Annotated in this window: 16 protein-coding genes and 1 pseudogene; 7 read left to right on the top strand and 10 right to left on the bottom strand. The window is 46.9% G+C overall.

Annotated elements, in window-relative coordinates:
- Window positions 1-48 precede the first annotated feature (48 nt).
- Window positions 49-555 (top strand): peptide-methionine (S)-S-oxide reductase MsrA, encoded by a 507-nt coding sequence (gene msrA, locus M1P97_RS22315; protein ID WP_195373559.1) that lies wholly within the window; start codon window positions 49-51, stop codon window positions 553-555.
- 76 nt (window positions 556-631) lie between these two features.
- Here the strand turns inward: msrA and M1P97_RS22310 are convergent, their stop codons facing one another.
- The 5 genes from M1P97_RS22310 to M1P97_RS22290 form a co-directional block, all read right to left on the bottom strand.
- Window positions 632-1,567: a glycosyltransferase family 2 protein gene (locus tag M1P97_RS22310; protein ID WP_249390247.1), complete on the bottom strand. Its 936-nt coding sequence runs from the start codon at window positions 1,565-1,567 to the stop codon at window positions 632-634.
- A 5-nt stretch (window positions 1,568-1,572) separates the two neighbouring features.
- Window positions 1,573-1,953, bottom strand: coding sequence for a GtrA family protein (locus M1P97_RS22305; protein ID WP_195373563.1), 381 nt, complete (start codon window positions 1,951-1,953; stop codon window positions 1,573-1,575).
- Complete coding sequence (locus tag M1P97_RS22300; RefSeq protein WP_195373565.1) at window positions 1,928-2,683, bottom strand: hypothetical protein; 756 nt, start codon at window positions 2,681-2,683, stop codon at window positions 1,928-1,930. Before M1P97_RS22300 ends, M1P97_RS22305 begins: the two co-directional genes overlap by 26 nt.
- 190 nt (window positions 2,684-2,873) lie before the next feature.
- Window positions 2,874-4,085: a glucose/galactose MFS transporter gene (gene gluP, locus M1P97_RS22295; protein ID WP_195373567.1), complete on the bottom strand. Its 1,212-nt coding sequence runs from the start codon at window positions 4,083-4,085 to the stop codon at window positions 2,874-2,876.
- A gap of 84 nt (window positions 4,086-4,169) precedes the next feature.
- Entirely contained in the window at window positions 4,170-8,369 is a 4,200-nt protein-coding gene (locus tag M1P97_RS22290) for a hybrid sensor histidine kinase/response regulator transcription factor (RefSeq protein WP_249390246.1), read from the bottom strand.
- 376 nt (window positions 8,370-8,745) lie between these two features.
- On the opposite strand from M1P97_RS22290, the gene M1P97_RS22285 reads away from it, so the two are divergent.
- The gene (locus M1P97_RS22285) at window positions 8,746-9,519 is read left to right on the top strand and encodes a DUF4469 domain-containing protein (RefSeq protein WP_249390245.1); all 774 of its coding nucleotides are present in this window, start codon (window positions 8,746-8,748) and stop codon (window positions 9,517-9,519) included.
- A 159-nt stretch (window positions 9,520-9,678) separates the two neighbouring features.
- Window positions 9,679-13,077, top strand: coding sequence for an InlB B-repeat-containing protein (locus M1P97_RS22280; protein WP_249390244.1), 3,399 nt, complete (start codon window positions 9,679-9,681; stop codon window positions 13,075-13,077).
- Window positions 13,078-13,169: 92 nt separating this feature from the next.
- On the opposite strand, the gene M1P97_RS22275 is transcribed toward M1P97_RS22280, so the two are convergent.
- Genes M1P97_RS22275 through M1P97_RS22255 form a run of 5 tightly spaced genes read right to left on the bottom strand, consistent with a single transcriptional unit; the run spans window position 13,170 to window position 22,079 of the window.
- Window positions 13,170-13,886 carry a DUF3823 domain-containing protein gene (locus M1P97_RS22275; protein ID WP_195373575.1) on the bottom strand — a complete coding sequence of 239 codons (717 nt, stop codon included), beginning with the start codon at window positions 13,884-13,886 and terminating at the stop codon, window positions 13,170-13,172.
- Between the two features lie 18 nt (window positions 13,887-13,904).
- Entirely contained in the window at window positions 13,905-15,785 is a 1,881-nt protein-coding gene (locus M1P97_RS22270; RefSeq protein WP_195373577.1) for a RagB/SusD family nutrient uptake outer membrane protein, read from the bottom strand.
- Window positions 15,786-15,798: 13 nt separating this feature from the next.
- On the bottom strand, window positions 15,799-18,963 hold the full coding sequence (locus M1P97_RS22265; protein ID WP_249390243.1) for a SusC/RagA family TonB-linked outer membrane protein: 3,165 nt from the start codon (window positions 18,961-18,963) through the stop codon (window positions 15,799-15,801).
- A 20-nt stretch (window positions 18,964-18,983) separates the two neighbouring features.
- Entirely contained in the window at window positions 18,984-20,474 is a 1,491-nt protein-coding gene (locus M1P97_RS22260; protein WP_249390278.1) for an arabinan endo-1,5-alpha-L-arabinosidase, read from the bottom strand.
- Between the two features lie 51 nt (window positions 20,475-20,525).
- Entirely contained in the window at window positions 20,526-22,079 is a 1,554-nt protein-coding gene (locus tag M1P97_RS22255; protein ID WP_317243436.1) for an alpha-N-arabinofuranosidase, read from the bottom strand.
- Between the two features lie 155 nt (window positions 22,080-22,234).
- On the opposite strand from M1P97_RS22255, the gene M1P97_RS22250 reads away from it, so the two are divergent.
- From M1P97_RS22250 to M1P97_RS22235, 4 genes and pseudogenes are all read left to right on the top strand, one after another.
- Window positions 22,235-23,959: an ABC transporter ATP-binding protein gene (locus tag M1P97_RS22250; protein ID WP_195373583.1), complete on the top strand. Its 1,725-nt coding sequence runs from the start codon at window positions 22,235-22,237 to the stop codon at window positions 23,957-23,959.
- Window positions 23,960-23,962: 3 nt separating this feature from the next.
- The gene (locus tag M1P97_RS22245; RefSeq protein WP_249390242.1) at window positions 23,963-25,729 is read left to right on the top strand and encodes an ABC transporter ATP-binding protein; all 1,767 of its coding nucleotides are present in this window, start codon (window positions 23,963-23,965) and stop codon (window positions 25,727-25,729) included.
- An 80-nt stretch (window positions 25,730-25,809) separates the two neighbouring features.
- Window positions 25,810-26,073 (top strand): hypothetical protein, encoded by a 264-nt coding sequence (locus M1P97_RS22240; protein WP_075559932.1) that lies wholly within the window; start codon window positions 25,810-25,812, stop codon window positions 26,071-26,073.
- A pseudogene (locus M1P97_RS22235) lies at window positions 26,063-26,401 on the top strand (type II toxin-antitoxin system RelE/ParE family toxin). The gene M1P97_RS22240 and the pseudogene M1P97_RS22235 overlap by 11 nt, the downstream one beginning before the upstream one ends.
- Window positions 26,402-26,427: the final 26 nt, after the last annotated feature.

The raw sequence follows: 26,427 nt of genomic DNA, 5'->3' as shown, positions 1-26,427 counted from the left end.
ATATTTGCACAAATATAAACAGAATAATTTAAACCTAAAGTAAGAATTATGTTAGAGAATAAATTCCATAAAGAAACAGCCTATTTTGCTTCCGGCTGTTTCTGGGGAACACAATATCATCTAGGAAAAGCAAAAGGCGTAGAAAGCACCCACGTGGGTTATATGGGTGGGACACTGAATAATCCTTCCTACCCGGAAGTGAAAACCGGAACTACCGGACATGTAGAAACGGTTGAAGTAATTTTCGATCCTGCACAGACCAGCTTCGAGCAACTGCTCCGCCTCTATTTCGAGACACATGATTTCACCCAGGTCGGCGGCCAGGGCCCGGACATAGGAAGCCAGTATCGTTCTGTTATCTTCTATTGCAGCGATGAACAAAAAGAGATGGCTGATAAATACATCGGGAAATTATCCGGTATGGGTTATAAGGTTGCGACAGCACTGGAGCCTGCCGAGAAATTCTGGATCGGGGAAGATTATCATCAGCATTATTACGACAAGAAAGGTGAAACCCCTTATTGCCATATTTACCGGAAAGTTTTTATGGACTGATTTCAACCCTTCCGGGAGAAAATAAAATTTCCTTCGGATGAAAACAGAATTACATCCGAAGGGAATCTTAAAGCATCTATCTGAAGTTTTTCTTTTCGTCAATAATATATTCGGGACGCGCCTTGATCTCGTCAAACAAGATACCTACATATTGTCCCAATACGCCTACTGTCAGCAACTGCACTCCTCCAAAGAAAATAACAGAAGTCATAATAGAGGTCCAACCGCTTTCGGCATTGCTGAAACCATATAGCTTACCTAAAGTAAACCACGCCGCCAGAACAATTCCGACTACCACTGCTATAAATCCCAGGCTGGTTGCCAGTCGAAGCGGCTTTTTAGAAAAATAGAGCATGGCAGTCGATGCAAACTTCCACATCTTGCTGAAAGGATATTTGGTTTCACCGGCTATACGAGCCTCCCGTTCGTAATAGAACGGAACTTGCTTATAACCCAGCCAGCTGATCAATCCGCGGATATATTTACCTCTTTCCTGAAAACGGTCGAACTGGTCCATGATCTTACGGTCGATCATACGGAAGTCTCCTGTATCCAATGGGAAACTAACGTCGCTCATGTAATTCAGCAAACGGTAGAAAGCCTTCGAGGTAACTTTCTTGAAAAAGCTTTCGCCTTCGCGTGACTTACGGACACAATAGACTACGTTCGCATTCTCCTTTTCCTGCAACTCTAATATCTCGGCAATCAACTCTGGAGGGTCCTGCATATCGGCATCCAAAATAACTGCAAGATCTGCATCACAATGGTTTATACCTGCCGTCACTGCCGGTTGGTGACCGAAATTACGGGAAAAATGGATCACTTTGACCTGCGGATCGGAAGCTGCTATCTCATCCAGCAACTCACGGGTTCTATCCCGGCTTCCATCATTTATATATATAATCTCAGTTGCGATAGGGAGCGACTGTAAAGCGTCTCTCGTACGACGATACGATTCACCGATAACCAACTCCTCGTTGTAGCAGGGAACTATGACTGCGAGCTTCTTCATTTCCGTTAAGCCTTAAAGGTATAAAACTTGTTTATTAAAAAATTGATCGCTGTATAGAAAACCATTCCTATTAAATGGTTATAATAATGGTCGATCGTTAACTGGGAATTTAATATAAGTACCAGTCCGTATTGCAGGACATAACATACTACAAACGCAATACCAAAGCGGATTGCACCTTTGGTCCATCCGGTAGAACTTCCCTTGAAAGTCCATTGCTTGTTCCAGATAAAACTATTCAGCAACCCCGCTACATATCCCGTTAAATTAGAAAGTCCTTCCCTACATCCGAAGAGTTTCATCATCACCCAGATAACGGCCATTGTTATCAAGGTATTACTCACCCCTACCACACCATACTTAATGGCTTGTTTTACTGTTTCCATTCTTATTTATAATATCAGTAATTTCCTGATGCGTCAGTTCTTTTACGTTTGTGATCGTAAATATATCCGAAAGAAAATCACCGTACTGATTACATTCATTGATAACCCTGTCGAGAGTTAACTTGATGTCTGCACGTACCGGTATTAAAAACACCAGTTCAACATATTGTTCGCCGATTGTCAGACGTTCGATCTCACAATCTTCTTTTGGTAAGAAATAGGCAAATTCACGCTCTATCACTTTACGCTGATAATCGAGGAAGGGCATCCTGTCCTTCGAGAGTATCAAAACATAAAACCGTAGTTTCTCACCTTTTCCACCCAAGCCGGTAGAAATATATATTTGTTTCTCATCCGATAACTCCGACTCCAACGAAATACGACTTTCCATTAAAGCCATATAAGCCCAGTTGCTTACATCTTCATCCGGATGTTGCACATAATCTTCCAGCATCCGGTATGCTTTTACCTCGCGGGAAGTTGCCAACATGGATAATACGTATCTCTTATGGTCGGTTGTCGACTCAGGATCAGACAGACTTTCGCGGAAGGCTGTATAATCCATATCATCCAAATCCTGCTTCACTTTGCCTTTTCGAACCTGTTCGGAATATTTGAAATACTCCATCTGAAGTTCGACCGGTACACGCTGTTCTAATATATGGAAATGTCCGTCCATCTTACTAAAAGACTCCCGGAATTTCTTAAATACATCACCTTCTTCTTTCATAGACCTGTTTTTTTAGTTATATACTATACCCAATAAACAAGAAACTAAGACAAATGTACGGCTTTTTCCTGAAATTTTCTGTATTCCTTAATAAAAAGGGGATAAAGGGGCTGTAAAAACCTCCTTTATCCCCTCTGTATTCACGGGTAGAATAAATCAAGCCCCGCGTAAATAAGGTATCTTATTCGGCTTAAACGCGGATCTTGTGTCCACTCAAAGCATAATAGAAAATCATCAGGTAAGCCGGGAAACAGATCCAGTAAGCCTGCTGCATATTTCCAAATTCGTCAGCCAGCCAACCGAACAACAGCGGGAATACGGCTCCACCCACGATTGCCATAACCAACAAAGAAGAACCCGTCTTGGTAAATTTACCCAGGTCTTTCATTGCCATCGGCCACAAAGCCGGCCACATCAACGAGTTGGCCAAACCTAAAACAGCCACGAACCAGATCGATATATTCATCGGAGTCAGAACGATCAGTAAAGAACTGATCAGACCGATAATCGCGCAGATAAACATCGCCCGTTCCTGTGAAATATATTTAGGGATAAAGAATACGCCGACCAGATAACCGATCACCATACCAATCACCGTGTAAGAAGTATACACCTGCGGATCGGGCAAGTTTAAAGAGGTAGCATAGTCTACAATACTAGCCATCGCCAAAGTTTCTACACCCACGTAAAACAGGAGTGAAACCAAGCCAAGAAGTAAGTGCGGGAACTGCCAGATGCTTGTCTTATTAGCGGCATACGAGGAAGCTGCAGCCTCATCGTTTTCGTCTTCACCTTCGGCTTTTACTTCAGGCAGCGGAACGAAAGCGACCAGAATACCCAGCAATACAAAGATACCGGAAATGAAGTAGAACGGAAGTTTGATATCTTCCAATTTCACATCACCCAGGTTCAGGAAGATACCCAGGAAGATCGGAGCGATCGCCCAGGCTGCCTTATTGGCGATCCCCATCATACTCATACGGGTAGCCGCGCTATCCAACGGGCCTAAGATCGTGATGTAGGGATTTACTGCTGCCTGCAACATGGTATTACCGATACCACTAATGAAAGAGGCCAACAGGAACATGGCGAAGCTCTGGTTTTCTGCCGAAGGAATAAACAAATACAATCCCACAGCAAAGAACAGGAAAGAAAGGATCATCGTCTTCTTATATCCGATCGCTTTAATCACCAATCCACTTGGATATCCGAAGATAATAAAGGTAGAGAAGGTTGCAGCCAATACCAGATAAGATTCTGCTGTTGTCAGATCCAAGGCTGTACGCAGGAACGGAATGATCAATCCGTTAATACCGAGGGCGAATCCGATCATAAAGAACAGGATGCCGATTACCACCAGGGGAAATAGATACCCCTTAGAAGAAGAGTTTGTGTTTTGCATGTTATTTTAATTAACGTTCATAATATTTCGAAGACAAATGTAAGGATATTTTCCTTATCACCATACAAAAGCTGCCTGAAACAATCAGTTCCCCAAAAACTCGCTCGGGGGCATACCGTAATGCCTGGTAAAGCAACGGGTGAAGTATTTCGGATCATTGAAGCCAACCTCGTAAGCCACTTCAGAGATAGAAACCTGCACACTCTCTTTCGACTCCATCAGTTCTTTCGCTTTCGTAAGACGGTAGGAACGAATGACTTTTACGGCAGACTGCCCGACCAGCGATTGCAGTTTTTTATGAAGCAGGCTTTTGCTTACGTGCATCTTCTCTATCAGTTCCGCCACATCGAAGGTGGCATCCTGGTAGTTTTCCTGTATCACTTCCATCAGCTTGTCGAGGAATTTACGGTCTTGCGACTCTTCCCGGATATCGAGCGTCTTTACGTCGAGGCTGCTTCCGAAAGCCTTATGCAGGCGGTTCTTGCTTTCGAGCATGTTGTTGATACGGGCGACGAGCAACTCCGCATCAAAAGGCTTGGCGATATAACCGTCCGCTCCCACTTTGTATCCTTCGATACGGACATCCGTCGAGGTCTTAGCCGTAAGCAGCAAGACCGGGATGTGGGAAGTGGTAAAGTTGTTCTTCACCTTTTTACAGAATTCAAGGCCATCCATAACAGGCATCATTATATCGGACAGGATGAAATCGGGCAGATATTTGAGCGTCTTTTTCAGGGCCGATTCGCCGTTGGAGGCTTCGATGACGGTAAACCGGTCGTCCAGGATCGACTTGATGAAAGCACGCATATCGGGATTGTCCTCGGCAACCAGGAGCAGAGGCTTGTCCCGGTCGACAGGGTCGGACTCTTCTTCGGTTTCGACGGAGCGGTCGTAGACTTCCGGGGATACGTAATATTCACTGTTGATCTCTACATCCATCTCTTCGGCCGACAGAGGCAATAAGATGCGGAAGGTCGTTCCGCCCAACGGGTTGTCTTTTATCCGGATGGAACCGTTCAGTAGCTCCACGATCTGCTTACAGAGGAAGAGGCCGATACCCGTATCGCTTTGACCGTAGACCGGGTATGTGTTCCGGTTGTCCGCCTGATAGAAACGTTCGAAAACCAGCTCCTTTACGTCATCCGGAATGCCGGCTCCGGTATCCCCTACCGAGATATAAAGATATTTGCAGACCGGTTGCCGTTTATCGGCTGCTTTATTGTCGAGTAAAGCAGCCGATAAACGGATATATCCGTTGTCAGGAGTGAACTTGACGGCGTTCGACAGGAGATTGACCAGGATCTTTTGTATCAAGTCGGGATCGAAACTGAAACAGGGCTGCGCGATCCGGTATCCTTCGTCGATCCGTATGTTGCGTGATTGAGCGAGAGGCTTGAAAGGCAGGACGATCGACTCGATAAAGTCAGTGAAGTTGCCCGGCGTCTTGTTCACCTTCATACTTCCGGCGTCCGCTTTACGAAAATCCATCAGCTGGTTGACGAGGGAGAGCAGGTATTTCGAGTTCTTCCGTACCAGGGTCAGCTGGTCGATCACCTTCGGGTTCCGGCTCAGGGTCAAGGCCTGTTCGATGGGGCCGAGAATCAGGGTCAACGGGGTACGGAATTCGTGGGTGATGTTGGTAAAGAAGTTGATCTTGTCCTGCGTGGCCTGTTGAAGTTGGCGGTCCGACTCTTCCAGGTCTTTTGTACGGGCGAGTATCTCATCTTTCTGGGCAGCGATCTGCCGGGTTCTTTCTTCCACCTTCTGTTCGAGTTCGTCTTTCTGACGGCGAAGGTTGTTGATGCGCATTTCGTTGAAGTAGTAGACCAACAGGGTCACGATGACCAGCATGGCGGCCAGAAACCACTTCTCTTTATAGAAAGGCGGGACGACCTGGATTTTCATTTCCGTTATTTTATCGGACCATTCGCCGGCAGGATTCGTACATTTCACCTGAAAGACATATTTCCCGGCAGGAAGGTTCGTATAACTGGCAAAGCGGCGGTTTGCCTCCACCTCGATCCAGTCCGTATCGAAACCTTCCAGGCGGTAAGCGTAGCGTATCTTTTCGGACGAGATATAATATAAGGAAGCGAACTCAACGGAGATGGACTTATCCTGTTCGCGCAGTCGCCAGACATCGGACAGGGCACGCGGATTGACCGGCTCGTTGTAGAGACGTCCGCCCACGATCGTGACTGCCAGACCGGAGGTGTCGGGCTGGCTGACCACCGGGTCGAATGCCACGACACCGCCTACATTACCGAACATTATCTTCCCCTCCGAGGTATGCTCCGAAGCGACCCAATAGAACTGGTTATTCGGCAGGCCGTCGGTGACGTAATAGGCCGTGGCACGCTCCTTCTCCGGGCTGAAACTCGACAGGCCGCGGTTGGTACTCAGCCAGAGCGTTCCCTGCCGGTCTTCTTCTATGCCATAAATTACGTTGTCCGACAGGCCCGTATCGGTGTCGTAATTGCGGAAGACGTAACGATTGTCTTCGCGGCCGGCCAGACGGAAAAGGCCGTTGCCGTAGGTCCCGATCCAGATGGTTTGGTCGGCGGCTTCGAAGATGCAGTTCACCTTTTCGTTGCAGGGAAGTTTGCGTTCGGAGGACATCACGCGGCAACGTTCCGAGACCATGCGACCCAGCTTGACGTCCGAGCGGTTGAGATCGAAACAGTGGAGGCCGCGTTCAGTCCCGATCCACAGGCGGCGGGAACTGTCGAGGCAGATGCCCGACACGGGAGTCGGCCGGCCGTCGGGTTCGAAGGAGCTTAATACGTTTATCACCTTGCGGCCGGCAATATCGTAATAGTCGAGGCCTTTCGGCGTGGCTACCCACAGGCCGTTCAGGACATCGTCGTACTCTATCCAGGAGATAAAGGCGCTGGCGAACGTGCCCTCGTCGACAAAGGCAGCGGCCGGGTCGAAACGTCCTTCGTCGGTCAGTTTCATCCGGTTGACACCTCCTCCCCAAGTGGCGATCCAGAGATATCCGTCACCCTCGGTGATGAAGCAGACGGCATCGTGCGACAGGGAGGACGCACGGCCGCGTTCGTGCCGGAAATGGGTGAAGGTCTTTTTATCCGGGTTCCGTTTGTTCAATCCCCCTTCGACGGTGCCGACCCAGAGGGTATGACGGCTGTCTTCGTAGATGGCGTTGACGGGGTTGGCGGAAAGCGAGGCTGGCTGTTTGCGGTCGTGGTGGTAGAGTTCGAACATGACCTCTTTACGGATCATCTTATTCACTCCCCCTTTTTCGGTTCCGATCCAGAGGATTCCGCCGGGGTCGAGGAAAAGGGAATTGATGAAATTATTGTTCAGCCCGTTGACCCTTTCCGGGTCGCTGGCTATTTGCAGGAAATCGTCGGTCGACTTTTGATAGATACAAAGGCCTTTGTAGGTGGCTATGATGATGTTATTGTCCTTGTCAGGAATGAGGTCCATGACATAATCCTGGATAAGCGAGCGAGGGTCGGAAGGGTCGTTGGTGTAGAAACGACTCCGGGCCGTTTTTTTATTGTAGCAAAGCAGGCCGGTTGCAGTCCCCACCCATATCGTGTCGCCGTCGGGACAGAGGGACAGAATCTCTTCGACAGGCGAAGCGGGTTGCCGGAAAGAGACAGGGGCCAGTTGGAAAGAGTTTTCCGACAGTTTCTTTACCATGCAGACCGTGCCGTTCCCGTAGCCGACCCAGACGGTGCCTTCATCATCGCGGCAGAGGGCTTTCACGTCTTCACCTTGTCCTTCTCGGATCATTTCGATGGCCTCCGGATCACCCAGTTCATTCAGCGTGACGATGGCCAGGCCTTTGTTGAAACCGACCCATATCCGGCCGTCATCATCCTTCGCAAAGGCATTGATAGCGGATGAAAACAGGGGATTGGAGGCGAAACGGGAGTAATCGTAATTGCGAACTTCGCCGGTATTGAGGTCGATCACATTGACACCTTCTTCGGTGCCGACCCAAAGGTTATGGCGATCGTCCTCGATAAGGGTGCGGACGAAAAGACTGTTGAGGGAATTTTTCCCCGAACGGGTATCGTAGCGGACAAATTCGTAACCGTCGAAACGGTTCAGCCCGTTCCAAGTGGCGAACCACATGAAGCCGCGGGTGTCTTTATAAATATAATCGACCGTATTCTGGGCCAGGCCGTTGTCGGACGTCAGGTAGGAGAAATTATAGGCTTCGGGATTTAACTCGGCATGCCCCTTGACACACAGAAGAAAGAAAAGAAACAGTAGCAGATATACGTTTTTAGATGTATGAATGTGGTTCATATTCGTCAGGATTCTTTTAAATGACAAATATACACTATACATAAGAGATTACCACCTGTCGGGAATGAAAAAATGATAGTTATAAAACATGTCTTATGAATGATGGTCTAATGAATGGAAAAGACTGTATGGAGTTCGTTTAGAACTATGGTTTAAACAGTGCAAAGATAATCACTATCACTTAACAAACAAGATTTCATATACTTTTTACCATCTAATTAAATCACTTATCTTCCATCTTGGTAGCAATAAGAGATACAATCAAGTACATCTTTTGTTTTTAATTCATACCATACTCTATTAGGCAAACATTTCTACCCCTTGATTTCCCAGAAAACACCATAGTTCTAAACGAACTAAACTAAAATTAATAATCATGGCAACAACAACCCCAAAAATGCGCAGCATAGCCGGCCTATTAGTACCGAACTATCTGACGGAACGAGAAGACGACTTCACTTTCAACGTAACCTATTTAGCGAATCGCACCGTAAAAGACCTTTGTAAACTTGCTGCCCAATCAGGAAGCAAGTTCTCCGCCTCCGAACTTGAGAGTGCTTACAACGATTTACTGGATCAGGCAAAGACAGAATTATACTCAGCTTCTACTGTAGAATTTGGTTTTACGAACAACTCCCTCGGTGTAGATGGTCCCTTTATCGGTCCGAAAGCCGCATTCAATCCCGAAGAGAACAGTGTAAACATCCGTAGCTCACAGCGTGCCGAGTTTCGCGAAGACTTGAAAAAGATCAATGTAATCGTCTCCGGCGTAGAAGAAAATCTACCGACAATCACCCGCGTGATCGACATAGTGACCGAAAAGGTAAACTCACAAATCACCCCGGGTGGCAACCTCAACGGTGAAGGCAAACGCATCAAAATAGTAGGAACCGAAGGTAAAACCGTCGGCTTCTTTTTCATTAATGCAGATAATGACACTGAAACGGCCGTATCCAAAACAGCTGTTTCTCGCAATGACCCGTCGTTCTTCTCCTTCACTATCCCCACATTGGCAAATGGCAGCTACTATCTGGAGATAGCCTCCCAATATGGAGGCAACAGCAAAACAGTGCTCAAAGAGGTACGCCGCAATCGCTTCCCCTATAAGTTGACAGTGGACAATGAAGACGATCGTCCGGTGATAGAATAGCCTCTACATTTACGACAACCATAAACGAGAGGTTACGGACATCGTAATAGGTAACTTACGACCATCGTAACCCCTCTGTTACGATCATCATAAAGCCGCTGTAACGATCATCGTAACAAAAACAGGAATCTTTTATTATCAATTTAATTATAACAACGTATGAAAAAGAAGTACTTAAAGAGTATGACGGCACACGCAATCATGGTGATACTGTCTGCATTATGCCTGACCGGACATCAGACGGTTGGAGCACAGAACCGAAATATGGGAGGAGGAGCACCCTCTAGTAGTAGCTCCGCCACACATGTCAGCTCTCCTCAAAAACCAACTATGCCCCTTATGACAAGAGGCACAGGGAATGCCGTTTCTGTTAATGAAACAGAATATGCAACTTGGGCGGATGCAGTAACAGCGATCAACCAATCATCGGAGGCAAACTTTGATATCGTATTACTGAATCATGTAATAGATGCTAAAACAATGCCAGACAAGCCTTGCACAATTAGCGGTACTACAGCAGGCGTTAATTTTGCCTATGTCAATGACGAGGGTAATCTCACACGAATTCAGATGTTAGCACCAATGACTTTTAAGAATATTACGCTTCAGATATCGCAGATTGCAGCGAATGGATATGCACTGACATTTGATGAAGGAGTAGAGTGTATTACTAAATATGGTAATAATAACGAATTTACCGGTATCCGAAATATCTGGGGTGGTACGGACAATACTAGCGATGTAGAGAATACAAACATCACCATCAAAAGCGGTCAGTTCGGCTGGGTAACAGGAGGAAGTGGAAGTACTGGCAACGTCATCGGCACATCAACAATAACAGTAACCGGAGGAACAATTAATGGTTCCATCTTTGGAGGTGGTTATGAAGGAACATGCGGCAACACCATAGTAAATATGTCAGGAGGAACAACCGGATGGATTTACGGAGGAGGCGAAGCTAGCAACGTTACCAACACTGCCAAGCTGACTATTTCCGGTGAAAACACGATGATCAATCATAATCTTTTCGGAGGTTCCGACAGCGGAACTTGTGGCAGCACAGAAGTTATCCTTAACGGAGGTACATTCAAAGAAAACATATTTGCAGGAGGTTTTACAGGTATCGTAACCAGTCTTTCCTCCATTGTGGTGAATAACGCAAAAATAGATCCTGACGAACTTGAACCAGGTACCTATAGCGGTGGTAGCATCTATGGAGGTGGATTTGGCCAGGACAAAGATAATGGAGACAAAGGTAAAGTTGGTTCTACCAAAGTAGTAATAAAAAGTGTCGCTTCAGGTAGTAAAAACGCAAATATCTATGGAGGAGGGCTTTACTCTAAAGTAACAGGCAACACGGATGTAACAATCGAAGGTGGAGATATACAATATGTATATGCCAGCGGTTACAATTATAATATGGCTACAGGTTTAGTCGGAGGAAACGTAAATCTACTTATTAAAGGTGGAACAATTCAAGCCGTTGGTGCTGCCAGAGGGCAAGATCAAAATGGTTCTATTGCTGTTACCGGAACAATGAACATTACGATAGAAGGTGGAGTTGTAAAAAATTTCATCAGATCCGGAAACGAAAGTTTCGGAAGCGAATATAAGGCTTGCACATTGACAGTTAAAAACCTGGGTAGCGAAAATGATCCGTATACATTGCCTGGTATATATGCAGTATCAAACCTTGTTCTCGAAAACTCAATCGTAAAATTCAATGAGCCGAAGTTTGTAGAGCCGTTTGTTTATAATCTATATGGATTTACAATTATGGAGGATCATCCTATAAATATTAGTGGTAGCGGAAAACTGGTAGGAACTAATATATTCGTTCATTCTCTATCTTCTGGTGCTTTATCGCCAAACAAGCCTCTTATAGTAACTGAAACACAGCCAACAACAACTTTCGCAGGTTATGTGAAAATGGAAAACAACAGTCCCGTCACTATTCCTATTTACAAAGCTGGTCACACTTACCGCCTGAAGAAAGATGATGAAACACTCTATACTGTAAACATTACTGCTCCTAAAACAGAAGGTGTAGGAACTGTTTCCGTAAAGTGGGATCAATATGACTCAAAGGACGTGATGCTGGAAGATGGCGACCAGGTTCCGACTAATGCGTCTATTACTCCGGAAATTACACCAAACGATGAAGGTATCACTGCAACCCTTAAAAACGGCGAAACAACCATTACAAGCGGATCAGCACTCACCCTCTCGGCCAACGCCTCCTTTCATGGTGAGTTTGAGATACTGCCGTTAGACTTAAATGGTAAAGATGCAGATATCACCATCTCGAAAGAAGGTGATATCTGGAAATACACCAAAGAAATTCTAACAAGAGCCCCTGCCACTCCGATCTCTTTCAATGGCACGATTCAAAATACGCTGGCTGATACAAAACGTGTATTAATCGATGCCACAGCACAGGGCGCATTGACGTTCGAGAGCGTAAAGATTAATTCTACAACAACGACCGCCCCAGCCCTGACAATCAACAGCGGAGCAAGAGTTTCTTTCAGTGGAAGCTTAGAGGTGAAAACCGGAGAAGCCAACCAGTATGGTATCGTGAATAACGGTAGCCTGACAATCACCGGAGCCTCTACCGAAATCACAGCAACCAACACCACCTCCGACAGCGACAAAGGTATCAAAGTGAATGCCACTGCCTCCCTGGTTTCTGAAACAGACACAAAACTGATCACCTCCGGCATGGCAAACACAGGAACCGTTGTCGTGAAAGAAGGTGCAACAGCCGAGACAAGCGCAGGAACCGCACTTCAAAAAACCTATCTTGTGACCGTATCCAACCCAGGCAACGGCAACAAGCTGGTTCTTAAAGCTGGTGCCGACATCACCGTCAGCGATCAGGATAAGGTTGCAGACAAAACGGTGCTCACAGTCAGCGGAGTTCCGGCTTCCGGCTACACACTGGAGTCGATCACTGTCAGCCCAAAAGGAGGTCAGACAGCAACGCTCAGCAACAACAGCACATATACGATGCCGGAAAGCGAAGTCACCTTTGCTGCCACATTCAAGGGAATAACACCTCCGACACCTCCTGCAACAGTCTATTACAATGTTACCCTACCGACAGTAGAAGGGGCAACGACCGATCCTGTCGCCGGAGAATATGAAGTAGAGGCATGGGGGAGTTTTCGTTTCTATCTCACACTAAGTAAAGACTATAACCTGTCTACTCCGGTTGTAACGACTGACCAGGGTGAAACTATCACGCCCCGCGATAGCGATGGTGCTTATATTATAAAGTATGTGCGTCAGTCTCTTGAGATATTTATCAACGATGTTGTGAAAAATCCCGATCCGGTAAGCAATGAAACAATTGAAACAAGCCAGTCCAAAGTATGGGCGGAGAATGGTATTTTGCATATTCAAACGACTGTTACAGGAAAAATATATGTTTATTCGGCTGAAGGAAAGCTGCAAACATTACGTAACCTCAACGCCGGTGAAAATTACAGTGTTCAACTTCCAGCTGGTATCTATTTTGTTCTGATTGGCAACGAACGATTCAAAGTAAGATTGTAAATAGGTAAAGGTTTTATTCAAATAAGTATTGCCCCCATAAGGTGTCTTTTTCTGACGAACCTTATGGGGGCAATTGCTAATCTCCCAATTGCTTAAATCGAAACCTTAAACGGTTCCGTATAAACCATCGCATCGATCCCCTCTATCTTCAACCCCATACGGGCATAGATAAATCCGCTTGAAGGCAAAGAGCCGGATGTCGAGTTGACAGACAAACTACTTAAGTCGAGACTCAGTGAAACCGGATTACCAGCCTGGGCCGGTGTAGTAACCGAGCCGGTACCCGATCCGAAATTGTAGGTGTCGTCCACAATCACATTGCGGCCGGCGTAAAGGCCAACGAACTCGATCGTCTTACCCCCGGTGATTTCATGTACGTTGCAAGTAGCCGAAACCACCTTGTTGTTGCAGGTTATAGCAGTATTCTCCAACAGATAATAAGGAGTGACCGGAATATCTACCGTCTCCCCGCTACGGCAATTCTCCACCGTGATGGTGTCGGAAGCCGTCGGGTTCGTCCACGGGCCGACATTCTCGACACGGATCAATTTATACGTTTTGCCGGTGTAAACGCTGGCACTGAACGTACCGTCCTGTGCCACCTGCACCGTCAGATAAGTGCTGGCCGACAGTTCCCAACCCGGTTCGTAGAGGCGGAAACTCACCTGGTTGTTCTTTACGTTGACAGGCTGTCCGTCGTAAACCACTCGTCCGGTCAGCGTTGTGTTCGGGGCATCGAAGTTGTCGTATTCGCAGGAGGTGAATACGGCAGCCAAGGCTGCGAATAGGAATAAAGCTATCTTTTTCATATGTATTGTCATCTTTAATTAGTTGTAGTTCGGATTTTGTACCAGTTTCAGATTCTTGTTCAAGACATCCTGTTCAAATGAAGTATAGTAGTTACCCACGCGGAAGTTACGCGGAGCCTTGAAGCGCGGGGCTATCTTACGTACGAAGATATACTTGCCGTCGTTCGCACCACCGATCACCCGGTAAGGATAAAGGGCATACAACATCGTGTTCTCGGACTGCACACCGTTCCATAAGGTATGTGCTTTACGCAGACGTTTCATATCCCACCAGCGGTGATCTTCGAGAGCCAGTTCGCAACGGCGTTCGTGCAACAGGTTGTCGATCGTCAGGTCGGCTGTCGTCCATGAGTCGGCACCAAAACCGGCACGCTGGCGTATGGCGTTCGCATATTGCAGCGCCTTGCCTGTCTGTCCCAGTTCCATCGCCGCTTCAGCCGCATTCAGATAGACCTCTCCCATCCGGAAATACGCCCACCAGATATACGAACCCTGACCACGGGCGGATGAACCGACGGTTGCATCCACATATTTACGCAGGTTGAAACCGGTATTGGTATAAGTGGCACGGTTCAGCGGGCCGTCTTTACCAATGAAAGTACCGCCGTCCGCATTCGGATGGTTATCGGCAGCTTCATAAGTGGAGTTAGGTTCCGAACCGTCGACAAACAGATACGATCCATTCTGATAAACAGCTACACCGGCCTGAACATCTAAGTGTGCCCCTTTAAATTCTTGTTCGGGAAGCAGGCAGGTTCCTTGCAAACGATAGTCGCGACCGGTAAAGATATCGGAACGGTTATCGTAAGCTATATAGTTACCGTTGGCATCCTTATCGGCCAGGCGAGCAGTGGCTCCGTCCAGTCTATAGTATGACTCCACCAACTGCAAAGTCGGGCAAAGATCCGATCCATTGTCATTGTCTTCATTCATCGACTGCGCAATATTGGCAAATGAAAAGGTATGGAACTTGCTGGCTGAATAATCCTTGCTCCAAAGCACTTCCGTGTTGCCATCCTTGATACTGACAGCCTTATAAAATTCATCCGCAGAAGGATTATCCACTCCTTGCAGACGGAACACGCCACCGGTGATGATCTCTTCCGCACAAGCTAACGCCTTTTCATAAAATCCGCTTGCATTCTGCCCACTCATACCAACCACGCCGTCCTGCAAATCCGAACGAACCGGATTACTCATGGCTGCATTATACTTAGCAATAGAACCGGCGTACAACATAGAACGACTGGCTAGAGCCAAAGCCGTGTATTTGTTGGCACGTGAAACATACTTGATACCATTGTTGGCTGCCAGAACTTCTTTAATTGCCATACATTCGTTATATACATAATCGTATACTTCCGCTTCGGTGGAACGCGGCGTTTGAAGTTCAGCAATATCCATGCCCGGCGTATACACCTGCGTAGATGTAACCAAAGGCACACCACCCATGCGGATACACATCTGGAAATAAGTATAGGCACGCAGGAAGCGGAATTCCCCGTCGTACACAGCCACATCGGCTTCCGGCAACGTAGATGTTTTCAACGATTCGATCGCCTGGTTGATCTTATAAATGTATTCGTAATTATAATAACGGAAAACATCGTAAGCATAAGCTACCATCTGGTTACGGGCCGTTTCCACGTCCTGATTCATCAATCCGCACCACATAAAATCGTCGTAGAGGGAGAAGTTAACGTCATCGTCGAGCGTACCGTTGTTAGGCACTTCGTTGTACAGATTAGCCAAAACACCCTGCACCATCGTGTTGTCGTTCCATACCTGGTCGCCGGTCAGGAAGTCGGAAGGTTCCGTATTGCCCAGCCATTCGTCGCAACTTGCCAGCGAGCACGTCAGTATAGCGGAACCGAGGATATATAATAAATTCTTTTTCATATGATTTAATTAATTAGAAGTTAAGATTAAAACCGAATGAGAACGTACGCAGGTTGGGTGTAACCAATGCACTGTTGGATTGAATTTCCGGATCGAGCTGATATTTACTCAGGTTGTCGATACTGAACAAGTTGTAAGCATTTGCATAGATACGCAGACGATCTACAAAGAACTTGCTGGAGATAGACTTCGGCAGGGTATAACCCAGTTCCAGAGTACGGAGCTTGATATAATAAGTATTATGCATCCAGAAACTGGAGTATTTGTTGAAGCTCACATTAGCTCCGGCATAGCGGGTAGCAGGGAATTTTCCGGCGATCCATTCGCTGTTAGCATCTGTCGGATCGGCACGGTGCCAGGAGTCTGTCAATAGATAAGCAGTCGAGTTGCCATCTCCCTGGAACGGGTAAGCAACTTCCCAACTCATGTGGTAGGACTGTCCTGCCGCACCGGCAAAGTCGGCTTTCAGGTCGATACCTTTCCATTCGAAAGAGGTATTGATACCGAAGTTGATGTAAGGCAGCTGACTCAGGCCGTAACCGATAGGACGTTCGTCAAGTTCGTTGATAACGCCGTCGCCGTTCTGGTCTTTAAAGATCAGGTCGCCCGGGAGCATGGTCGTATTTCCCTGGCCGTCATTATCCACCTGATAGCCCTGGATATCTTCGTAGCTTTGGAAACGGCCGGTCACTTCATATCCCCAGTTGGTATTGGCCCAACGGTTTTCCGTAGAGTTACGATATTCGTCCCAGCTCGAACCGAAACGCGGTTTGTAAGAGTCGCCCGACATTTTACGGGCCAGGGTGAAGTTACCGCCTACTGAATAAGTCAGTTCCCTGAACTTATCGCGCCAGGTGATACCCAGTTCCAATCCTTTATGGTAATCCGAATTCAGGTTTTCCTTGGCCAGCGAGAAACCAACTTCCGTTGGAATCAATACGTCGTAACGCAGGGCCGGCAGACCGGTACGTTTACGTTGGAAGACTTCGAAAGTACCGCTCAAATGGTCATCCAGGAAGCCATAATCCACACCGATATTGATAAGAGTCGATTTGATCCAGGACAGAGTAGTGATAGGGATACCACGGTATACGACACCGCTCATGGCATTACCATTCATCACGGCGTTACCCGAACCGTAAGTATATCCGTTTAAATAAGAATAAGGGGATACGATATCGTCCAGATAGCCGTCGTTATCATCATCAACGTCGAGTTTATCGTCTCCCATCTGTCCCCAGGAAGCACGGATCTTTAGGTTAGACAATTTGATCTTATCTTTTACTCCAGCCAAGAACGACTCTTCCGAAAGCCTCCAGCCGGCAGATACAGCCGGGAAGAACCCCCAGCGATTGCCTTCCTGGAACAGGTAAGAACCGTCGTAACGGCCACTGAACTCAGCGAAATACGTGCTTGAATAGTCGTAAGCGGCACGAAACACCATACCGGCACGGCGGGCGGTGGTTATCTTTGTTTCCATCGACTGCATATCGGCGATACCGTTCGTCAGAGGGATATAGTTATTGGTCGGCAATGTGTTATATTGCAACCAGTCTCTTGTCTTTTCAAATGTTTCTATACCTAACACCCCGGATACATGATGTTTCTGGTTAAAGGTATGGTCGTAGTTCATCTGGGCCTGGAAGGTTTGTTCCACCTTTTCATCTTTCAGACGCCGACGCCAGGGGTTTTGGTTTCCCCATTGTTCGTTGTAGCTATCATTCGTTTTATCATAAGTATATACTTTATAGGTATACTCGAACTGTTCCTGGTCGTTGCGGGCAATCCAATAGTTATAGGCTACGCGGGCTTTCAGTCCTTCGATCGGGCTCTGCCATTCTGCATAGACGTTGGCGGTAGCCGATTTCCAGATATCGTCCGTATAACCGGTAATACCTCTGTCGAAGATAGCGGCTCCGGTAGCGTTGTTACGGGTCGCGTTTACGTAATCCGGATTGTCGTTGGCATAAGCATGTTGTGTCGGCCAGTTCTGGAACATGGCGTAATATGGCTGCCAGTAATCGTCCAGTCCCGGCACACCTACGTTATGGCGTTCTTCGATACGACCACTCAGGTGAGCACCGATCTTCAGCGACTTGGTGATGCTCGCTTCAATATTACTCTGAAGGTTGGTACGGGCAAAATTAAACCCGTTGATCATAGCTTTCTGGTCGAGGTGGGAAACACCGAAGTGGTAATTAATTTTTTCGGAACCACCGGTAGCACTTACGTTACCATACCACACCGGAGCGTTTTTATTGGTGATGAACTTCTGCCAGTCGAAGCTGGAATATTCACCTTGTCCCTGACGCCACAAGTTAAGTTCTTCCATGGTGCGGGCGGTCGATCCGTAGGTATTCAGGTCGGCCTGCATGCGTCCTTCGTAGAATTGGGAGGCGTTGGCCACCTCCGGATAACGCATGAAGTTCTGGATACCGTAATAGGCATTGGCTGATATCTGGTTCTTTTCACCCCGTTTTCCGGATTTGGTTGTCACCAATACAACTCCGTTGGCTGCACGCAAACCGTAGATAGCGGCGGAGGCATCCTTCAGGATCGTAATACTTTCGATATCGTTCACGTCGATATTGTTGAACTGCGCTTCTTCACATTGTATCCCGTCGATCACATACAACGGTGTACCCATGTTACGTATCTGGATAGCTGCACTCGCACCCGGGCGACCGTCGGCCTGGCGGGCGGAGATACCCGGTGTCTTACCGACCAGTGCACCGGCCGTCGTAGGAGTCGTGGTACGTGTCAGTTCTTCCGATCTAACACTGCTGATAGCCCCGGTCAACGAGCCCTTTTTCTGGGTACCGTAACCGACAACGACCACCTCTTCCAGCGCTTCGCTGTCTTCTTTCAATTGTACCCGGATATTTTTCTTTCCTGTAATGGATACTTCCTGCGGCGCATAACCGATATAAGAAAATACAAGGACTTTACCATTCCCTACTTCCAAAGAGAATGCACCGTCCATATCCGTAATCGTACCGACATTCGGATTGTCTTTTACGACCACATTCACACCGATCAACGGCTCCCCGGTCGGATCGGTCACGGTTCCTGTTACCACATTTGTCTGCGCCATAAGCCGGAAGCTAAAGGCCAATAAAAACAAGAGGACTACCGGTAACTTGGATAGCTGTTTGCTCTTAATAAATTGATAATTCATAAAAACTTTTTGTTTTAAGGTTACTTCATACTTAACTCATTCTGATTTGATACGACTCGTTTCCCCCAGATAGAGAAGCCGTGGGAATCTAATCCCGTAAACAGGATCGTTTTCATTTCATTCTCCCAGTCTTGTCCCATATGTGGAATGAGTCCTTGCATTTCTTCTTCTCCCAGGCGGATATTCAGATCGGTTCCCGGCGTGTATGTCCAACGTCCCTCCTGCTCGCCGGTAATTTTCCCATCCGGCGTAAAAGTATAATGGACAGAGACATTCACTTCATTATCGTGCAGTTCCCCTTCCCCCCACAGGATCTGCCCGGCCCAGAGCCGGCGTTCGTATTTGCTGTCGCGGATCAGGATCATTTCCCACTCGCCCACGAAATCATCCTTTATGAAATCCTGCTGCGGGATACCGGCATATCTTTCCGGCGATACAACAGGCCAGCCGTCTTTGGTCCAGAATATTTCACGAACGTGGAGATCCATCAACTGGTTAGCCGGGCTAAGGCGTCCCTGGTGCATCAGGAAATAACGGCCGTTATCATTAATGACGCCGCAATGTGCCGTACCTGCCCATCCCGGATGGTTATCGAAACGATATGGGTGCGTCAGAACCGGATAGTTATTGGTTTCTTCACTCATCTCTTTGCCAAACAGGTCGAAGAAAGGGCCTTCCGGCTTATCCGAACGTCCGACACGGATATTATAGGTTGTCATCAACGGGTCGTAGGAGACGAACAGGTAATACTTTTTCAGCTCCGGGTTATAGATTATTTCCGGGGCTTCGATATTATCCTTTTTGCCATTTGCCCGACGGGCGATACAATGTCCCTGATCTCCGCTACGCATGGCCAGTCCGGTTTCCGGATCCAGCTGCAATTCATAAAGGCCTCCGAAATAGGAGCCGTATACCATCCAGTGTTCCCCATTCTCAGTTATGATGACGCTTGGGTCGATCGCATTCATAACGGAAGTGGAGTCTGTTTTCACTACACAGCCTTTCAGTTCCCAGGGACCTTCCGGCGAAGATGCCTCTGCCATCCCCAGATAGGACACCGATTTGGCAAAAGCCGAGACACAGTAATACAGTCGAAACTTATCTTTATACTCAACCAGGTAAGGCGCCCAGATATTGGTTGCCCCATCTCCCCCGGCATTACTTCTGACATGTTCTACCGCTTCTGCCGGAATTTCCGGGAAAGCCCAACCGACGAATTCCCAGTTCACCAGGTCTGTCGACTTACGCACCTGAATGTATCCGAGCGAAACACCTGCCTCTTTGGTCTCTTCTTTGTTCTCCCGGAAAATGGCATCAGTCGAATAGAGATAGAACGTATCCCCTATCTTTCGACCTGCCGGATCGTGTACGTTATAAGTACCCCACGAACGGTAATCCTTCATGGCGGAGACGGATGTGTAATCGTCTTTCCACGGATTAGGGTTCTTTTCCGGTGTTATCGGCTGCCTGCCGAAGCTGCATCCGGAGACAACAAGGGTTGCAGCAGCCATTAAAATGGTTGCCTTAATGATTGCCTTACACATAAATTATACGTGTTTAAATTATTTCAATTCGATAGTTACCAGCGATTTGGCAGGGATCGTCACGGTCAGTTCCCCGTTTTTGTATTTTGCCCCTTTGAAGTTTACCAAACGCACATTCTCCGGTTTATCGAATGTATTGCACGCACGTACATTCTCTCCTGTAATGATCTGTGCATTACTTACATTTGCGGCATTCGTTCCACGTACAGCACAAGACAGTTCGATATCGTTTGCCGGGTCTATATTAACGAGTGAAATATGGATCGCTCCGTTTTTATCCTTTGAAGCGGATGCGCTGACTGCCGGAAGGCTACGTCCAAGGCGTTCATATTCGTTGCATTTTACTTCGATAGGAAGCAAGGTGGCATCCTGATGTACTTTATACATATCGAAGACATGGTATGTCGGTGTCAAGACCATCTTTTCTCCTCCTGTCAGGATCATAGCCTGCAATACGTTTACCATCTGGGCGATATTCGCCATCTTCACCCGGTCGCAATGTTTATGGAAGATATTCAGGGAAACGCCGGCCAACAAGGCATCACGCAATGTGTTTTGCTGATAAAGGAAACCCGGGTTTGTTCCCGGTTCTACATTATACCAGGCACCCCATTCGTCGATGACTAGACCTAAGCGTTTTTCCGGATCGTACTGGTCCATAATAACGGTATGGCGTTCGATCAATTCTTCGATATGTACAGCATTTTCGATTGTACGGAAATATTCGTTATCATCAAATCCGGTGGCATTCCCTTTGTTGGTCCAACTATCGGCGAACGTATAATAATGTAATGAGATACCGTTCATCATATGACCCGGGATATTCTTCATTAAAGTACTTGTCCAGTTATAGTCGTCCACATTCGGGCCACCGGCAATCTTAAACAGATGATTGGTTCCGTAATTACGGCAATAAGTGGCATAACGACGGTAATTTTCGGCATATCCTTCGGGGGACATATTTCCACCACAGCCCCAGTTTTCGTTTCCCACACCCCAGAACTGTACCTTCCACGGTTTCTCACGTCCGTTTTGTTTACGCAGGTTCGCCATCGGACTTTCCCCGTCGAAAGTGATATATTCTACCCATTTCGACATTTCCTCTACGGAACCGCTACCCATGTTTCCACAGATATAAGGCTCCGTTCCCAGTTCCTCACAAAGATTCAGGAATTCGTGTGTTCCGAAACTGTTATCCTCCGTAACGCCTCCCCAATGAGTATTGATCATCTTCGGACGTTGGCTACGTGGACCGATACCGTCACGCCAGTGGTATTCGTCGGCAAAGCAACCGCCCGGCCAGCGCAGATTAGGTATATTAATATGTTTAAGGGCGGCGATGATATCATTCCTCACTCCGTTCGTATTAGGAATCTTAGAGTCTTCCCCTACCCAAAGGCCATCATAGATACATCTTCCCAAATGTTCGGAAAACTGTCCGTAGATATGTCGGCTGATCGTCTCAGTTCCCAGATCGGCATTAACAACCATCTGAGCTTTCTCCTGTGCGGAGATAAATGGGATTGCCGCAAAAAGCAATAACCCGGCTAACAAACTTCGTTGTGTATTCATGTCTATTAAATTATTGGTATCGTGTTTAACGAGAGCAAATGTAGAACGAACACTTTACAACGAGGTGGATATATTGCTTTTTGTGGTGGATAAAAGTGTATTTAACACGTTGAACATATCATTTCCCAATTATGTTCTATCTTTGTAACAAAGATATGGGAAAATACTGGCAAATTCTTAAACGATATAAAGTGGGATTGTTGATCAGCCCGCTTCTTGTACTGATCACTGTGCTGTGTGAAACAATTCAGCCGATGTTCATGGCTGAAATCATTGACAACGGGGTCATGCCGCGCGACCTGTCGGTTATTACCCGAATTGGGACCTATATGGTGTTGGTATCCGTCGGAGGATTATTGGTCAGTATTGTGAATACTTACATTTCTTCCCGCATCGGAATCGGCTTCGGTACAGATCTACGGGGAACACTCTTCAATAAAATACAGCAACTATCCTTTTTCGATATCGATAAATTCAGTTCGGCTTCGCTTGTCACAAGACTTACTAGCGATATATCCCGCATACAGCAGATCGTTCTGATGTCGATGAGACTTTTATTACGCTCTCCACTGATGCTCGTCATGGCCGTTTTCTTTGTCGTCAGCATCAATAAACAACTGGCATTGGTCCTGATAGCAGCTATCCCGATCCTCGGAGGAAGTGTTTACCTGATCCTGAGCAAAGGTTTTCCTTATTTCCTGAAAGTACAACAGAAAGTAGACCAACTGAATGGAGTGGTCAGGGAAAACCTCATCAATATCCGTGTCGTCAAATCTTTTGTCAGAGAAGATTTTGAGACGGATAAATTCGTCAAAAGCAGTGAAGAACTGCGCGATATGGTGATCCGTGCCTCCAACATCGTCGTTTCCATCTTTCCGGTCATGCAGTTAGTCATGAATTTATCCATCCTGTCCATCCTCTGGTTGGGCGGACAAAAGGTGATGGACGGCGAACTGAAGGTGGGCGAACTGATCTCATTCGTCAATTACGTCTTTCAGGTACTGATGTCTCTGATGATGCTTTCCATGATCATCATGTCGTACGCCCGTGCTTCCGCATCCTCTAAACGGATCATGGAAGTGCTCGATACGGAACCCTCCCTGACAAACACCCGGGAAGGACTTCAAAACAAACACCGGGTAGAGAAAGGAGAAGTTACATTTAATGACGTCAGTTTCCGTTACATCGGTGGAGAAAATGACATTCTACAGCATATCAGCTTCCGGGCCGAACCCGGCGAAACGATTGCGCTGGTCGGTGCTACCGGCTCTGCCAAAAGCTCCCTGGTACAACTGATACCACGGTTGTACGATGTTACTGCCGGAGAAATCCGGATCGACAACATCCCGATAAAAGACTATAACCTGGATGAGCTTCACCAGGGGATCGGCATGGTCCTTCAAAAAAACGAACTATTCACCGGAACGATCGTCGAAAACCTCAAATGGGGAAAACCCGACGCATCGATGGAAGAGATAGAAGAAGCCACCCGTGCCGCCGAAGCACACGATTTTATCCAGTCCTTCACGGACGGTTACAATACATTGCTGGGACGCGGAGGCATCAATCTTTCCGGCGGACAAAAACAGCGTATCTGCATCGCGCGTGCCTTGCTCCGTAAACCCAAGATACTGATCCTGGATGACAGTACGAGTGCTGTCGATACGGAAACAGAACTGAAAATACGGAACAACCTGAATGCGTTGTTACACGACACGACTGTATTTATCATCACCCAGCGGATCAATACGATGCAATCGGCCGACCGGGTGATCGTACTTGAAGACGGCGAGATCAACGCCATAGGAACTCCGGATGAATTGATCGAAACATCTACCGTTTATCAGGAAATCTATCATTCACAACAAGTATTATTATAGGATATGGCACACGGAGATCATTTAAAAGAGAATGCAAAGCCCCGGGAAGGAAAGAAAACTTTCTTCCGGCTGATTTCGTACCTGTCCTGCGACAAGCGTCTATTGTTCGTGATCGGCTTCCTGATCATTGTCAGTATCGTGGCTAATCTGTTGGGGTCATACATGTTGCGCCCGATTATCAATGATTATATCCTTCCCGGAGACTTTCACGGATTGATCAGGGTATTAGCTATCCTTGCCGCCATTTACCTGACAGGAGTTGCCGCTGTCTATATTCAATATATCCTGCTGAATAAAATAGGCCAGCGCACCGTTACCCGTATGCGTGCCGATCTTTTCCAGAAAATGGAACATTTGCCTGTCAAATATTTCGACACACACCAGCACGGCGACCTGATGAGCCGTTACACGAATGACATAGACAAGATCAGCGATGCACTGACCGACAGCCTGTCGGATATGTTGTCGAGTGCTCTTACCCTGATCGGTATCTTCTGTCTGATGTTATATATCAGTCCGATACTTACTCTGGTAACTCTGATCACCGTCCCGCTGATGTTCCTATTTGCCAAAGGGATCGTTCAGCGAAGCCGCAAATACTTCAAAGCCCAGCAGGAGTCTATCGGCACTCTGAACGGGTATATCGAAGAAATGATAAGCGGCCAGAAGGTGATCAAAGTATTCGGACACGAAAAGAAAGTACAGTCCGATTTCGACATGCTCAACGACGACCTGAAAGGTAAATCGGAGAAAGCTCAGTTCTATTCCGGTATGATGATGCCCGTCATGCAGAACCTGAACACATTGAATTACGTCTTTATCACGATTGTAGGTGCCCTACTCGCCATCTTTCGTGGTTTCGATGTCGGTGGTCTTGCAGCCTTTCTGCAATATTCCCGCCAGTTCGGGCGTCCGATCAATGAATTGGCCAGCCTTTACAACAGTATCCAGGCAGCCATCGCCGGAGCCGAACGTATCTTCGAAGTGATCGACGAAGCACCGGAAACACCGGACGCCCCCGAAGCCATCGCCTTACAACAGGTACAGGGAGATGTTTCTATGAAAGACGTTTATTTCGGATACAAACCGGAGAAAACAATTCTGAAAGGTATTTCGCTCCATGCCTCTGCCGGTTGTAAAATAGCATTGGTCGGTGCCACCGGAGCTGGGAAGACAACCATATTAAACATGCTCCCCCGTTTCTTCGATATCCAGTCGGGCGAAATCGCCATAGACGGTCACCCGATACAACAAATCAAACGAAACAGCCTGCGCCAATCCATGGCGATCGTTTTGCAGGACACTCACCTGTTCACAGGAACTGTCCGCGAAAATATCCGTTTCGGACATCTGGACGCGACCGATGAAGAAGTTGTACAAGCAGCTAAACTGACTGCCGCCCATTCTTTCATCAAACGTCTGCCCCAGGGATACAACACCTTGCTGGAAAACGACGGTGCCAACCTCAGCCAGGGACAACGTCAGTTGCTCAACATCGCCCGTGCCGCTATTGCCGACCCTCCTATCCTATTATTGGACGAAGCAACTAGCAATATCGATACCCGTAGCGAGATACTCATCCAGAAAGGTCTCGACCAACTGATGCAGGGACGCACCAGCCTGATCATCGCCCACCGCCTCTCTACCATCAGAAACGCAGACGTGATCCTGGTACTCGAACACGGACAGATCGTAGAACGGGGAAATCATGAAGAACTTCTCCGCTTAAAAGGGAAATATTACTCGCTAAATCAGGAGCAGTTCAAGTAATTTAATTGTATTTACCTATATATCATCCTTAAAAAAGTATATCTTTGCGAGAAGATTTATTTAATAGAAAGGAGTTATATATGACAGCAGTAGAATTAAGACTTACCCTCTTACAGGAAATTGCCACTATCCTCGATGATGAAGCACTCGTCAAAAAAGCTTTAACTTCTATCCGCCGTATGAAACAAGCGGCCTCCAATGTTGACCAAGAAGACCGGGAGCCAACCAAGGAAGAGATGCTGGATAGTATAAAAAATGGATTATTAGCCATTAAAGCTCGCAAGGATGGAAAAGAGACTAAGGGTATGTTCAAAGATGTAAATGAATTACTCAATGAAATATAGGATAGACACATATATAGAGTTTGACAAAGAGTTCAAACGCTTGAGTAAAAAATACCATTCACTAAAAAGCGATCTAGCAGCACTAGTAAAAGAGCTTGAGCAAAATCCCACCCTCGGTGCCGACTTAGGAAACGGACTTCACAAAGTCCGTATGTCTATTGCCTCCAAAGGAAAAGGTTAAAGTCATGGAGCCAGAGTGATTACCCACACAGCAATTGTCAGTGTAGAAGACGGAGTAATCACTTTACTCTATATTTACGATAAAGCCGATCAGGATACTATATCAGATAAAGAATTAATAGATCTTATGAAGCGTTTTTTGTTATGACAAGACGAAGACTATCCATTCAACGA

Source organism: Parabacteroides leei, assembly GCF_023369805.1.
GTDB lineage: Bacteria > Bacteroidota > Bacteroidia > Bacteroidales > Tannerellaceae > Parabacteroides > Parabacteroides leei.
Note: the sequence above shows the minus strand (reverse complement) of the source record. Positions and strands in the feature narration are given on the sequence as shown.